Here is a 12,413-nt window from a genome sequence, read left to right as displayed (position 1 = left end):
ACAGGCGTAAGATCTCCCTCAGGCGGCCATCTTCGACAGGGGGGAGAACCATGAAGGTGCTTCGCTGTGGTGACGTGATGCCCGGCTGTAACGCCGTCATCACGGGCAAGGACTCCGACGAGGTCCTCGAGAAGGCCGAGATCCACGCGCGGAAGGAGCACAACACGATGCTCTTCCCGCCGAGCGTGGTCTCGCAAATCGAGCGCGCGATCAAGGACGGGGAAGACGCCGCACGCGCTCGATGATCGCGCTGGTGGAGAAGCCTTTCTCCACCGGCATCCGCACCACGCGTCCGCCGCGGGCCTCGACGGTGTCGCGGCCGACGATGTGATCCGCCGGCCAGTCCGCTCCCTTGACGAGGATGTCGGGCTGCAGCCGGCGGACGATCGCTTCCGGCGTTTCTTCATCGAAAATCACGACGGCATCGACACAGGCGAGCGCGGCGAGGACCTCGGCGCGCTCCTGCTCCGCGTTGACCGGCCGCGACGGCCCCTTGTTCGCGCGCACGGATCGGTCCGAGTTCACCGCCACGACCAGCGCATCGCCTTCCGCCCGTGCCGCCTGCAGGTAGCGCAGGTGGCCCGGATGCAGGATGTCGAAGACGCCGTTGGTGAAGACCACCCGCCGTCCCTCGTTCCGCCATCGGTGCACCAGCTCGGCGGCCTCCGCCTCGCTCACGGCAGGAGGCTCCATTACCGGGCGTCCGGCGCCTTGATCACGACGATATTCGGTGAAAAGCGCCACGAGTGCGCCGGGCGGTAGATGCCGACGTCCAGCGTCCGTGATTTGACGCGGAACGTGTAGAGGAGACGGTGATAGTCGTAGTTCCGGCCGTCGCGCCGGTGCGCGGCAACGTCCAGCTTGTAGGTGCGCTGCGTGAGTTCGAGCCTCGGAAGATCGAGGGTGATCGTCCCTTCGCCGGAGAAGGGGGCGACGTCGAGGCCATCGATGCCGGTGTTCGTGCCGTAACAGAAAATCCCGTCGGCCGTGTAGATGCCGATGCCGAACACGACGTCGTCGATTTGACGCGACGCGCGAACGGACATCGTGATCGACAGCGGTTCGCCGCTCTCGAACACGTGCCGGGCCTCTCCGCCACGAGTCGTGAGCCGCACGTCGGTGATCTCGACTTCACGCGAGCCCCAGCGTCCCTCGGCCGCGTCGTACATGCTGCGCACGGCCCGGTCGTCGGCCTCAGCTGGCTCGCCGGCCGGAGACGGGGAGGCGGCCGTCTCGGCCGGGGCTGACGCCGCGATGGCGTCGTGCGCTCTCGAGTCGGAGGCCGCCAGGTGCGCTTCCTCGCTGTGTTCCACGTCCCTGATGTAGCTGTCGACGACCCGCCTGGGATCCCCCTGCGCGCGCACGGCTCCGGCGTCGAGCCACAGCGCCTCGTCGCAAAACCGCTCCACGAGGTTGAGGGAGTGGGTCACGAGCAGAATCGTCCTCCCGCGGCGCTTGAACTCGGCGAACTTGTCGAGGCACTTGTGCGTGAAGCCCTCGTCGCCGACGGCCAGCACCTCGTCCACCAGGAGCACGTCGGGATCCACGTGGATGGCGACGGCGAAGCCGAGGCGCATGTACATGCCGGAGGAGTAGGTCTTCACCGGCGCATCGATGAACTCGCGCAGTTCGGCGAACTCCACGATCTCGTCGAAACGGCGTGCGACCTCCCGCTTCGAGAGCCCGAGCATGATGCCGTTGATGAAGACGTTCTCACGGCCGGAAATCTCCGGGTGGAACCCGGCGCCCAGCTCGATCAGCGCCGAGATGCGGCCCTGGACGCGGACGTCCCCCCCGGTCGGTTTCGAGATGCCCGCCACGAGCTTCAGCATCGTGCTCTTCCCGGAACCGTTCCTGCCGACCACGCCGAACGTGCTGCCCCTGGCGACATCGAACGACACGTGACTGACCGCGGTGAACGTCTCGTCGGGGCGCAGGTCCCGGATCAGGCTTCCCGACAGCAACGCGCTCTTGAGCGTGGCGAACTGCCGGCGGTGGCCGTAACGCCGGTACACTTTCGTCACGTCGCGAACTTCGATGGCGTTTGCCATTCCGCTTCCGGCCTTCGGCATGGGCGTCAGACCTCCTCCGCAAAGGAGTCGCGCAGCCGATCGAAGATGAAGTACCCGAACAGGAACAGGGCGGCGGATGCCACGAGCAGCGCCAGCAGCCATCGCCAATGGCCGAACGGGCCCTCGTAGAACAGGATCTCCTGGTACGAGATGGCGAGATGGGTGAACGGGTTCGCGTTGAGCCACCGCTGCGCCCGCGGCGGTGCGAGCAGCATCGGGTAAATAATCGGGGTCGCGAAGAACCAGAACGTCAGCACGTTCGACAGGATGTCGCGCAGGTCGCGGAAATGGACGGTCAGTGCCGAGAGGAACAGGGCAAGGCCGAGCGTGAGAAGCAGCTGCACGAAGACCACAACGGGAAACCAGGCCAGCTCGGACGGCTGGAGCGGCATCCGGTAGTACACCAGGAACGCGGCGAGGATGGGCAACCCGAAGAAGAAATGCACCATGTTCGCCAGCACGCTGACGCTGACGATGGGAAGGATCTCGGCGGGGAAGAGCACCTTTTTGATCAGGTTGCCACCCGAGATCAGGACGTTCGAGGATTCCAGCAGCGACGCCGAGAACCACGTCCAGGGCAGGATGCCGCAGAACATGAACAGCGCGTACGGCTCGTGCCCGGGCGACCGCGCCGGGATTACGAAGGTGAAGACAAAAGAGTAGATGAGCAGCAGCAGGAGCGGGTTGATGAAGGACCAGAAGAACCCGAGCACCGATCCGCGGTAGCGCGCTTTCAACTCGCGCGCCACGAGGCTCTGGATGAGGCCCCGGTATCGCGGCAGCTCTCGCAGGTTATGAAACATCGAGTACGAGCGCGGTGATGTTGTCGGGCCCTCCTGCCGCGTTGGCCGCCTCGATCAGCGAGGCGCACACCCCCTCGAGCGCCCCTTCCGCGCCGAGCCGCGCGGCGATCTCGTCGTGCGGCACGACGCCGCTCAGGCCGTCCGAGCAGAGCAGGAGGCGATCGCCGGGCTGCAGCGGCAGGTCGGCCACGTCGGCCTCCGGATCGTCGCCGCCAGACAGCGCCCGCGTGACCACGTTGCGCCAGGGGTGCTGCCGCGCGGCATGCGCGTCCATCACGCCGGCGCGAACCTGCTCCTCCACCCAGGAATGATCGATCGTCACCTGTCGCAGCTCGCCGCCGCGCAGCAGGTAGACACGGCTGTCGCCGACGTGGGCAACCGACACGGCGCCGTTCCCCACGAGCACACCGCACGCCGTCGTCGCCATGCCGCGCAGCTCGCTGGCGCCGGCCGACGTGGCCGCGATCCGGCGGTTCGCAATGCGGAACGCCGACTTCAGACGGTTCCCGTTCAGCGAGATCGCCGGGTCGTACGGAAACGGCCAGGTGCGATGACGGTCGGCCGCGGCGCTCTCGCGGGCGAATTCCTCGATCGCCTCGACCGCGACGCGCGAGGCCACCTCGCCGGCCGCATGCCCCCCCATGCCATCCGCCACGACGAACAGGCCGATGTCCGGCCGGGCGCACCACGTGTCCTCGTTGACGTCACGCCGCAGGCCCGGATCGGAGAGCGCCGCCCACGACACGCGCATGCGTCAGGCCCGGATCCGGGCTTTGCCGGAAACCTGCAGTCGCGCCAGCGATTTGAGCAGCGCGACGCGCGCGCGCTCCATGTCCACGTCCGATGACGGTTTGCCCAGCCGCTGCTCGGCGCGCGCGCGGGCGCCGTGCGCGCGCGATACATCGATGTCCTCCGCTCGCTCCGCCACTTGCGCGAGGATGGTGACACGATCCGGCATCACCTCGGCGAAGCCGAACGCCAGGGCCAGGTAAGACTTCTCCTCCCCCTTGCGGTACCAGAGCACGCCGACCTGCAGGGCCGCGAGCAGCGGCGTGTGACCGGGGAGGACGCCGAAGTACCCGTCGGCGCCGGGAATCTCGACTTCGTCCACCTGATCGTGCGCGATCGCGTGATCGGGCGTCACGATCTCGAGCGTCAACGACTCCGGTATGCGCGGAACAGCCATCGTCTTTTTTTTTCGTCGGCTAGGCGGCCGAGCGGTGCTTCTTCGCCTCGTCGACCACTTCGTCGATGCTGCCCATCATGTAGAACGCCTGCTCCGGGATGTCGTCGTGCCGCCCTTCGACGATCTCCTTGAAGCCGCGCACCGTGTCGGCAATCGGCACGTAGCGTCCCTGCCGCCCCGTGAACTGGGAGGCCACGAAGAACGGCTGCGAGAGGAACTTCTGGATCTTGCGCGCGCGCGACACGGTGAGCTTGTCCTCCTCGGACAGCTCGTCGATGCCGAGGATCGCGATGATGTCCTGCAGGTCCTTGTATCGCTGCAGGATCTGCTTCACCGACCGCGCCACCCGGTAGTGCTCCTCGCCGATGATCCGGGGATCCAGGATGCGCGAGGTGGACGCCAGCGGATCGACCGCCGGGTAGATGCCCAGCTCGACGATCGCGCGCGACAGGTTCGTCGTGGCATCGAGGTGCGCGAAGGTCGTCGCCGGCGCGGGGTCCGTGTAGTCGTCGGCCGGCACGTAGATCGCCTGCACGGAGGTGATCGACCCCTTCTTGGTGGACGTGATGCGCTCCTGCAGCTCGCCCATCTCGGTCAGCAGCGTCGGCTGGTAGCCGACGGCCGACGGCATCCGGCCGAGCAGCGCGGACACCTCGGAGCCGGCCTGCGTGAAGCGGAAGATGTTGTCGATGAAGAGCAGCACGTCCTTGCCTTCCGCGTCGCGGAAATACTCGGCCACGGTCAGCGCGCTCAGCCCGACCCGCAGCCGCGCGCCCGGCGGCTCGGTCATCTGTCCGTAGACGAGCGAGGCGCGTGACTTCGACGCGTCCTTCACGTCGATGACCCCGCTCTCCTGGAATTCGAGCCACAGGTCGTTCCCCTCGCGCGTGCGCTCGCCGACCCCGCCGAACACCGACACGCCGCCGTGCTTGGTCGCGATGTTGTGGATCAGCTCCTGGATGATGACGGTCTTGCCGACACCCGCGCCGCCGAACAACCCGATCTTGCCCCCCTGCAGGTACGGCTCGAGCAGATCGACCACCTTGATGCCGGTCTCGAACATCTTCAGCTCGGTCGACTGCTGCTCCAGCGTCGGGGCGTGCCGGTGAATCGGCCAGCGCTCCTGCGCGACGACCGGCCTGTCGGGAAAGTCCACCGGCTCGCCGAGGACGTTCATGACGCGCCCGAGCGTGCCCGGGCCCACCGGCATCGAGATGGGCGCCCGCGTGTCGATGACGCGCATGCCGCGCTGCATCCCGTCGGTGGGCTTCATCGACACCGCGCGCACGCGGTTCTCGCCGAGATGCTGCTCCACCTCCGCGACGACATCGATCGTCTCCGCGGCCCCCTCGTCCGACACGACGCGCACCGCGCTGTAGATGTCCGGCAGGTGCCCCCCCTCGAACTCGACGTCCACGACGGGGCCGATGATCTGGACGACACGCCCGTATTTCTGTTCCTTCGCCATTAGAGTGCCTGCGCTCCTGAAACAACCTCGATGATTTCCCGCGTGATCGCCGCCTGCCTCAGCTTGTTCATGTAGAGGGTCAGCTGATCGATCATCTCCGCCGAATTCTTCGTCGCCGTGTCCATCGCGGTCATCTGCGCCGCGAAGAACGCCGCGTTGGACTCGAGCAGCGCGCGCCACGCCTGGATCTCGACGTGGCGCGGCAGCAGCTCCTCGAACACGGCCTCCGGGCCCGGCTCGAACAGGAACTCCACCGGGGCGGCCTCGCCCTCCGCGGGCTCCGCCGGCCGATCCGCCAGCCGCGGAATCGGCAGCAGGCGCTCGATGACGACGCGCTGCGACAGCACGGACTTGAACTCGTTGTAGATCAAATACACCTGGTCGACCGCGCGGGACGTGAAGTCCTCGGTGGCGGCGCGCGCGATCGCCCGCGCGTCGTTGTAGCTCACGCGCTGGAAGATGTTCACGTGCTCGAACTTCACCTCGAAGCCGCGCCGCGAGAAGAAGTCGCGCCCCTTGCGTCCCACCAGCCCCAGCGCGATCGCCCCGGGGTCGTGCGCCATGATGAACTGCCCGGCGTTCTTGATGATGTTGCTGTTGAAGCTCCCGCACAGCCCGCGATCCGCCGTGATGACGACAAACAGGATCTTGCCGCCCGCGGGACGCTGATCGAGCAGCGGGTGCGTGTCGGGCTCGACGCGCTCCGCCACGTCGTTCAGGACGCGCAGCATGTCGGTCGCAAACGGCCGGGCGTTGACGACGCGGTCCTGCGCGCGGCGAAGGCGCGAGGCGGCGATCATCTTCATCGCCTTCGTAATCTGCTGCGTCGACTTGACCGCCCGGATGCGCCGCCGGAGATCGATGAGGGACGGCATCGGCTACACCGCGGCGCCGGCCGCTTTGAACTCCTTCGAGAACTCCTGGAGCGCGGAGGCCAGCTCGGCCTTGAGCGGGTCGTCCACCTGCTTCTTTTCCGCGAGCCCCGTGAGGATCCCGGGGCGGCGGGTCTCCAGGAACCGGTACAGCTCCAGCTCGTACTGCTGGATGTCGGAGGTCTCCACGGCATCGAGATACCCGTTCGTGCCCGCGAAGATGATCGCCACCTGGCGTTCGACCGGCAGCGGCTGGTACTGCGGCTGCTTCAGGATCTCGACCAGCCGCGCGCCGCGATTGAGCTGCGCCTGCGTGGCCTTGTCGAGGTCGCTGCCGAACTGCGCGAACGCCGCCAGCTCGCGGTACTGCGCAAGGTCGAGGCGCAGCGAGCCGGCCACCTGGCGCATCGCCTTGATCTGCGCCGACCCGCCGACCCGCGACACCGAGTTGCCGACGTTGATCGCGGGGCGGACGCCCTGGTGGAACAGGTCGGTCTCGAGAAAGATCTGGCCGTCGGTGATCGAGATGACGTTGGTGGGGATGTATGCCGACAGGTCCCCCGCCTGCGTCTCGATGATCGGGAGCGCCGTGAGGGAGCCGCCGCCAAGGGTGTTGTTCAATTTCGCCGCGCGCTCCAGCAGCCGCGAGTGCAGGTAGAACACGTCGCCCGGGTATGCCTCGCGCCCCGGCGGGCGGCGCAGCAGGAGCGAAATCTCGCGGTAGGCCTGCGCGTGCTTCGACGGGTCGTCGTAGACGCACAGCGCGTGGCGGCCGCTGTCGCGGAAGTACTCGCCCATGGCGCACGCGGCGTACGGGCTGATGTAGAGCATCGGCGCGGGATCCGACGCGGCGGCCGCCACGACGATCGTGAAGCGCATCGCGTCGAATTCTTCGAGCGTGCGAACCACCTGCGCGATCGTGGACTGCTTCTGGCCGATCGCGTTGTAGATGCAGATGACGTCGCGGCCGCGCTGGTTGATGATCGTGTCGAGCGCCACCGCGGTCTTCCCGGTCTGGCGGTCGCCGATGATCAGCTCGCGCTGGCCGCGGCCGATCGGCACCATCGCGTCGATCGCCTTGAGCCCGGTCTGCAGCGGCTCCTTCACCGGCTGCCGATCGACGACGCCCGGCGCCAGGCGCTCGATGGGCGCGAACCTCGTCGTCGCGATCGGCCCCTTGCCGTCCAGCGGCTGGCCGAGCGCGTTCACGACGCGGCCGAGCATCTCCTCGCCGATCGGCACCGAGATGATGCGCCCCGTGCGCTTGACCTCGTCGCCTTCCTTGATCGCGGTGTACTCGCCGAGGAGGACCGTCCCGACGCTGTCTTCCTCGAGGTTCAGCGCGATGCCGAACACGCCGTGGGGAAACTGGAGCATCTCGCCCGCCATCGCGCGTTCGACGCCGTGGACCCGCGCGATGCCATCGCCGATGGACACGACGGTGCCCACCTCGGCGACGTCCACGTCCACCGCAAAGCTGCCAATCTGGTCGCGAATGATCTTCGAGATTTCTTCGGCCTTGATGTTCATGATGTCTGTAGCTGTTCTTTGAGTCGTTCGAGCTGGCGGGCGACGCTGCCGTCGTACACGGTGCTCCCGACGCGGGTCACGGCGCCGCCGATGATCGCCGGGTTCACGGTCGCCGTGAGCACCACCGTGCGGCCGGTCGCGCGCGCGAGGCCTTGCTCCAGCGCGGCGCGGCGCTCGCCCGGAAGCGGCACCGCGGTCGTGACCTCCGCGCGCACCACGCCCTGGTGCTGCATCAGCCGCTCGCGGTACGCCTCCGCGACGTCGGGCAGCAGCACGAGCCGGTCGCGGTCCGCGAGCATGAGCAGCAGTTTCGGCACCACCGCTGTCGCGATCCCGGACTGCGCGAGCAGCGCTTCGACCACGGCGCGCTTGCGCGCGGGGGGCACCGAGGGAGTCACGAGCGCCCGCTCGAGCGGCTCGTGCGCCGACACCATCGCGGCAAAGGCGGCCAGCTCGGTCCCGGCGCGCTCAGGGTCCGCTTCCCTGACCGCCACGTCGAACAGCGCGCGGGCGTAGCGGGCGGCGGCCGCACGGCTGGTCATCGGGCGCCCCCGAGTTGTGTCGTGTAGCGATCGAGCAGTCGCATCTGATCGTCCGGGGTGATCGTCTTCTCGATGCGGCGGCGGGCGACTCCGGTGGCCAGCTCCGCCGCCTCGTTCATCAGCGCGCGACGCGCGATGCGCACCTGCATGTCGACATCGCGGCGCATGTGCTCGAGCAGCCGCTCGCGGTCGGCCTCGGCGGCCGCCCGGATCCGCGCCTCCTCGGCGGCCACGTCCGCGGCGCCGCGCTGCCGGAGCGCCTCGAGCTCGCCGGGCAGGGCCGCCATCTTCCGTTCGATTTCCGCGAGCTGCGTTTCCGCCCGCCGGCGCAGCTCGGACGCGTTCACCAGCTCGCTGCGAATCTGCTCGCCGCGCGACGCGAGATAGCTCGCGATCGGCGAGCGCAGGAAGTACGCGAGGATGCCGGCGAGGATCGCGAAGTTCGCGAGCCGCGCGATGGTGGGCCAGATCCCTTCCGCGTGCTCCCCTTCCGCCGCATGGCCTTCGGCGGCTGCGCCTTCCACGACGGCTCCGGCGGGCTGGCCGTGCTGCTCGGGCGGGGACGCGTGCTCGGCGGCCGGCGCGGGCTGATGCGCCTGCGCGGCCGGCGCCGCGCCGGCGCTCGCCGCGACTGCAGAGAGGATCACGACACACGTGAAGAGGATTCTGCGAAGGTGCACGATCATCCTGCGATTGGGGTTCAGGAAGCCTGCCGGCCGAGAATGCGTTCGGCGGCCGCCGCTCCGAGCGACTCCGCGTCCCGGCGCAGCTTCTGGCGGGCCGCTTCGGCATCCGCCTTCACACGGTCCGAAGCGTCTGCCACCGCTTTCTCGACTTCGGCGCGCGTCTCGGCCAGCACGTGCTGCCGGCGCTCGAGCGCGACGCGCCGCATGTCATCCATCTGTTTGTACACGTCGCCGCGGGCGGCCGCCGTTCGCTGCTCGAACTCCGCCGTCGCCGCCTCGGCTCGAGCCGCCGCCGTGTCGGCCATTTCCCGCGCCGACCGGATCGCCTGCTCGCGCTGGTGCATCACGCGGGTGACCGGCCGAAGCAGCAGACGGTCGACGATTGCCGCGAGCAGCAGCACGAAAAAAATGACCCAGAACACCGACAGGTCGGGAAGCACTCACTCTCCTCCCGGACGGGTTCGTCCGCGTCCGGACAAAACATCAATTTATACCATACTTAGCGCACCGCCACGAGGTGCTCGGACGCCTCTTCGACGCGCCCAATGCGCCATACAGGCACTCCGGCATCGGCGAAACGGCGGGTCATTGCCGGCTCCGCGCCCTGCTCGACCGCAATCAACAGCCCGCCCGAGGTTTGTGGGTCATATAAGAGCGCCAGATGGGCACCGTTCGCTGAGGCGGCGCTGACCCGCTTGCCGAAATATTCGCGGTTCGCGCGCCCGCCACCCGGCACATTGTTCGGCGCGAGCTCGAGCGCGCCTTCGAGCAGCGGAATCGCGCCCACCTGCAGGACCAGAGTGCAGCGGCTCGCAGCCGCCATTTCCGACCCGTGGCCAACCAGCCCGAATCCGGTCACGTCCGTGCAGGCGTGCACGACGCCAGGCGCCGCCGCCCGGAGCAGGTCCGCGGCCGCCCGGTTCAGCGTTGTCATCGAGGCGATGGACGCCCGGACCGCCGCCTCGCCGGCTCGATTGAACTTCAGCGCGGTGGAAATCACGCCGGTGCCGAGCGGCTTGGTCAGCAGCAGCGCGTCGCCGGCGCGCGCGCCGGCGTTTCGGAGCACGCGCGCGGGATCAATTTCGCCGGTGACGGCGTACCCGAACTTGATCTCCGGATCCTGCACGGTGTGGCCGCCCAGGAGCACCACGCCAGCCTCGCGCAGCTTGTCATAACCGCCGCGGAAGATGGCCTGGATCGTTTCCGGGTCCGGCCCGCCGGCGAGCGGGAACCCGGCAATCGCGAGGGCGGTGAGCGGCCGTCCACCCATCGCGTAGATGTCGCTCACCGCGTTTGCGGCGGCGATCTGCCCGTAGACGTAGGGGTCGTCGACGATCGGAGTGAAGAAGTCCACGGTCTGCACGAGCGCCGGTCCCCCTGGCCACGCGTACACACCCGCATCGTCCGCGGTCCTGAAGTCGACCAGGACGCGTTCATCGGCGGGAACGGGCAGACCGCTCAGCACGTGAGCGAGCTCGCCAGCGGCGAGTTTGCTCGCTCAACCGGCGCAGGCGGCGTAATCGGTGAGGCGTTTCTTCATGATCCTCTCTGGCTCGAACCGACTGAATTCAGTCCGTCAATCGCTCGTACACCCTCTGCAGCTCCTCCTCGTCCTTGAACTCGATCTCCACGCGCCCTCCGCGCCCCTTCCTCAGGATACGCACGCGCGTGCCGAGCGCAAACCGGAGCTTCTCCTCGGCGGCGCGCGTGTTGGCGTCGGCCTCCCGGTCGCTCTTCTGTTTCGGCGCCGGCGCGGTGAGGCGCCGCACGAGCCGCTCGGTGTCGCGGACGGAAAGCTTGTGCTCGACGACCTCGCGCGCCGCGCGGCGCAGCGCGGCGGCGTCCTCGATGCCGAGCAGCGCGCGCGCGTGTCCCATCGTCAGGTCGCCCCGCGAGAGCTGCGAGATCACATCGTCGGGGAGCTTGAGGAGCCGGAGCACGTTGGCAATCGTCGAGCGCTCCTTTCCGACGGCGCCCGCGATCTGCTCCTGCGTCATCCTGAACTCGGACGACAGCCGCTGGTAGGCGCGCGCTTCCTCGACGGCGTTCAGGTCCTCGCGCTGGATGTTTTCGATGAGCGCCACTTCGAGCAGCTTCTCGTCCGGCACGTCGCGCACGATGACCGGCACCCGCAAGAGGCCGGCGCGCTGCGCCGCCCGCCACCGCCGCTCCCCGGCGATGATCTCGTAGCCGCGATCGCGCTTGCGCGCGACGATCGGCTGAATCACGCCGTTGGCGCGGATCGACTGCGCAAGCTCCTCGAGCCGCTGGTCGTCCATGTGAACGCGTGGCTGGAACGTGTTCGGCTCGAGGAGATCGATGTCGACTTCCGCGGGACGGCCCGACGGCGCCGCCGGCGCGGGCGCGTCGGGTATGAGCGCACTCAACCCGCGACCGAGCGCGTGGCGTTCTCTCTTTTCAGTCATGGTGCGGCTACCTTGCGGCGTTGGCCGGCGCCGCGGCCGCACGGCGTCCGAGCACTTCGCGCGCGAGCGCGAGGTAGGCTTCAGCGCCGCGCGATTTCACGTCGTACAGAATCACGGGCAATCCGTGGCTGGGCGCTTCGCCGAGCCGCACGTTGCGCGGGATCACGGTCTGAAACACTTTCTCCTGGAAGTACCCGCGGATATCCCGCGCGACCTGCTGGCCCAGGTTCGTGCGCTCGTCGTGCATCGTGAGCAGAACCCCCTCGATGTCGAGCGCAGGATTCAACGCGGCGCGCACGCGTTTCAGCGTCGAGACCAGCTCGGCGAGCCCTTCGAGCGCGAAGTATTCGCAGTTGAGCGGGATGAGCACGGCATCCGCCGCGACGAGCGCGTTCAGCGTCAGCAACCCGAGCGAGGGCGGGCTGTCGATGAAGATGTAGTCGTACTCGCCGCGCAGCGCCTCCATCAATCGCCGCAACCGGGACTCCCGGGCATCGAGCGCCACCAGCTCGAGTTCGGCCCCCGTCAGGTTGCGGTCGGCCGGAATAAGGTCCAGGCCTTTGACAGTGGAGCGGATGATGAAGGCGTGAGGATCGGAGAAGTGGTCCTCCTGGGTGAGCGCTTCATAGACCGTCCCCGCCTCGCCCGACTGCCCTTTCAGACCGACGCCGCTCGTCAGGTTCGATTGAGGATCCAGGTCGACGAGCAGCACGCGCTGATCCGCTAAAGCCAATGAAGCTGCGAGGTTAATGGCTGTGGTGGTTTTCCCGACCCCACCTTTTTGGTTCGCGACGGCGATGATGCGGGCAGGCAAATTGGTTGTTCGCC

15 protein-coding genes are annotated in these 12,413 nt (G+C 68.1%); 1 reads left to right on the top strand and 14 read right to left on the bottom strand.

Annotated features, from left to right (window positions below; translation table 11 throughout):
• The first annotated feature begins 50 nt into the window (after positions 1-50).
• Complete coding sequence (locus tag HYU53_04610; GenBank protein ID MBI2220467.1) at positions 51-245, top strand: DUF1059 domain-containing protein; 195 nt, start codon at positions 51-53, stop codon at positions 243-245.
• On the opposite strand, the gene rfaE2 is transcribed toward HYU53_04610, so the two are convergent.
• Genes rfaE2 through HYU53_04540 form a run of 14 tightly spaced genes read right to left on the bottom strand, consistent with a single transcriptional unit; the run spans position 211 to position 12,399 of the window.
• The gene (gene rfaE2, locus HYU53_04605; protein ID MBI2220466.1) at positions 211-693 is read right to left on the bottom strand and encodes a D-glycero-beta-D-manno-heptose 1-phosphate adenylyltransferase; all 483 of its coding nucleotides are present in this window, start codon (positions 691-693) and stop codon (positions 211-213) included. The two genes, HYU53_04610 and rfaE2, sit on opposite strands and share 35 nt — an antisense overlap.
• Positions 693-2,072: an ABC transporter ATP-binding protein gene (locus HYU53_04600; protein MBI2220465.1), complete on the bottom strand. Its 1,380-nt coding sequence runs from the start codon at positions 2,070-2,072 to the stop codon at positions 693-695. The genes rfaE2 and HYU53_04600 overlap by 1 nt, the downstream gene beginning before the upstream one ends.
• A gap of 5 nt (positions 2,073-2,077) precedes the next feature.
• Complete coding sequence (locus HYU53_04595) at positions 2,078-2,875, bottom strand: ABC transporter permease (GenBank protein MBI2220464.1); 798 nt, start codon at positions 2,873-2,875, stop codon at positions 2,078-2,080.
• Positions 2,865-3,626 (bottom strand): serine/threonine-protein phosphatase, encoded by a 762-nt coding sequence (locus HYU53_04590; protein MBI2220463.1) that lies wholly within the window; start codon positions 3,624-3,626, stop codon positions 2,865-2,867. The genes HYU53_04595 and HYU53_04590 overlap by 11 nt, the downstream gene beginning before the upstream one ends.
• A 3-nt stretch (positions 3,627-3,629) precedes the next feature.
• The gene (locus tag HYU53_04585; protein ID MBI2220462.1) at positions 3,630-4,046 is read right to left on the bottom strand and encodes a F0F1 ATP synthase subunit epsilon; all 417 of its coding nucleotides are present in this window, start codon (positions 4,044-4,046) and stop codon (positions 3,630-3,632) included.
• A gap of 34 nt (positions 4,047-4,080) precedes the next feature.
• Positions 4,081-5,529 carry a F0F1 ATP synthase subunit beta gene (atpD, locus tag HYU53_04580; protein ID MBI2220461.1) on the bottom strand — a complete coding sequence of 483 codons (1,449 nt, stop codon included), beginning with the start codon at positions 5,527-5,529 and terminating at the stop codon, positions 4,081-4,083.
• Positions 5,529-6,404, bottom strand: coding sequence for an ATP synthase F1 subunit gamma (atpG, locus tag HYU53_04575; protein MBI2220460.1), 876 nt, complete (start codon positions 6,402-6,404; stop codon positions 5,529-5,531). The genes atpD and atpG overlap by 1 nt, the downstream gene beginning before the upstream one ends.
• 3 nt (positions 6,405-6,407) lie before the next feature.
• On the bottom strand, positions 6,408-7,931 hold the full coding sequence (locus HYU53_04570) for a F0F1 ATP synthase subunit alpha (protein ID MBI2220459.1): 1,524 nt from the start codon (positions 7,929-7,931) through the stop codon (positions 6,408-6,410).
• Positions 7,928-8,473 (bottom strand): ATP synthase F1 subunit delta, encoded by a 546-nt coding sequence (gene atpH / locus HYU53_04565; protein ID MBI2220458.1) that lies wholly within the window; start codon positions 8,471-8,473, stop codon positions 7,928-7,930. The genes HYU53_04570 and atpH overlap by 4 nt, the downstream gene beginning before the upstream one ends.
• Positions 8,470-9,153, bottom strand: coding sequence for a hypothetical protein (locus tag HYU53_04560; GenBank protein ID MBI2220457.1), 684 nt, complete (start codon positions 9,151-9,153; stop codon positions 8,470-8,472). Before HYU53_04560 ends, atpH begins: the two co-directional genes overlap by 4 nt.
• Positions 9,154-9,173: 20 nt before the next feature.
• Positions 9,174-9,599, bottom strand: coding sequence for an ATP synthase F0 subunit B (locus HYU53_04555; GenBank protein ID MBI2220456.1), 426 nt, complete (start codon positions 9,597-9,599; stop codon positions 9,174-9,176).
• A 59-nt stretch (positions 9,600-9,658) separates the two neighbouring features.
• Positions 9,659-10,699, bottom strand: coding sequence for a selenide, water dikinase SelD (gene selD, locus HYU53_04550; protein ID MBI2220455.1), 1,041 nt, complete (start codon positions 10,697-10,699; stop codon positions 9,659-9,661).
• Positions 10,700-10,727: 28 nt separating this feature from the next.
• Positions 10,728-11,585 (bottom strand): ParB/RepB/Spo0J family partition protein, encoded by an 858-nt coding sequence (locus HYU53_04545; protein MBI2220454.1) that lies wholly within the window; start codon positions 11,583-11,585, stop codon positions 10,728-10,730.
• A 7-nt stretch (positions 11,586-11,592) separates the two neighbouring features.
• On the bottom strand, positions 11,593-12,399 hold the full coding sequence (locus HYU53_04540) for a ParA family protein (GenBank protein ID MBI2220453.1): 807 nt from the start codon (positions 12,397-12,399) through the stop codon (positions 11,593-11,595).
• Positions 12,400-12,413 lie beyond the last annotated feature (14 nt).

Source organism: Acidobacteriota bacterium (genome assembly GCA_016184105.1).
In the GTDB taxonomy this organism is placed as follows: domain Bacteria; phylum Acidobacteriota; class Vicinamibacteria; order Vicinamibacterales; family 2-12-FULL-66-21; genus JACPDI01.
This window is presented reverse-complemented; position numbering and strand designations above follow the sequence as displayed.

Excerpts from the sequence above, each read along its gene's own strand:
- HYU53_04610 (MBI2220467.1), top strand. The coding sequence starts at position 51 with ATGAAGGTGCTTCGCTGTGGTGACGTGATGCCCGGCTGTAACGCCGTC.
- rfaE2 (MBI2220466.1), bottom strand. The coding sequence starts at position 693 with ATGGAGCCTCCTGCCGTGAGCGAGGCGGAGGCCGCCGAGCTGGTGCAC.
- HYU53_04600 (MBI2220465.1), bottom strand. The coding sequence starts at position 2,072 with ATGCCGAAGGCCGGAAGCGGAATGGCAAACGCCATCGAAGTTCGCGAC.
- HYU53_04595 (MBI2220464.1), bottom strand. The coding sequence starts at position 2,875 with ATGTTTCATAACCTGCGAGAGCTGCCGCGATACCGGGGCCTCATCCAG.
- HYU53_04590 (MBI2220463.1), bottom strand. The coding sequence starts at position 3,626 with ATGCGCGTGTCGTGGGCGGCGCTCTCCGATCCGGGCCTGCGGCGTGAC.
- atpD (MBI2220461.1), bottom strand. The coding sequence starts at position 5,529 with ATGGCGAAGGAACAGAAATACGGGCGTGTCGTCCAGATCATCGGCCCC.
- atpG (MBI2220460.1), bottom strand. The coding sequence starts at position 6,404 with ATGCCGTCCCTCATCGATCTCCGGCGGCGCATCCGGGCGGTCAAGTCG.
- HYU53_04570 (MBI2220459.1), bottom strand. The coding sequence starts at position 7,931 with ATGAACATCAAGGCCGAAGAAATCTCGAAGATCATTCGCGACCAGATT.
- atpH (MBI2220458.1), bottom strand. The coding sequence starts at position 8,473 with ATGACCAGCCGTGCGGCCGCCGCCCGCTACGCCCGCGCGCTGTTCGAC.
- HYU53_04545 (MBI2220454.1), bottom strand. The coding sequence starts at position 11,585 with ATGACTGAAAAGAGAGAACGCCACGCGCTCGGTCGCGGGTTGAGTGCG.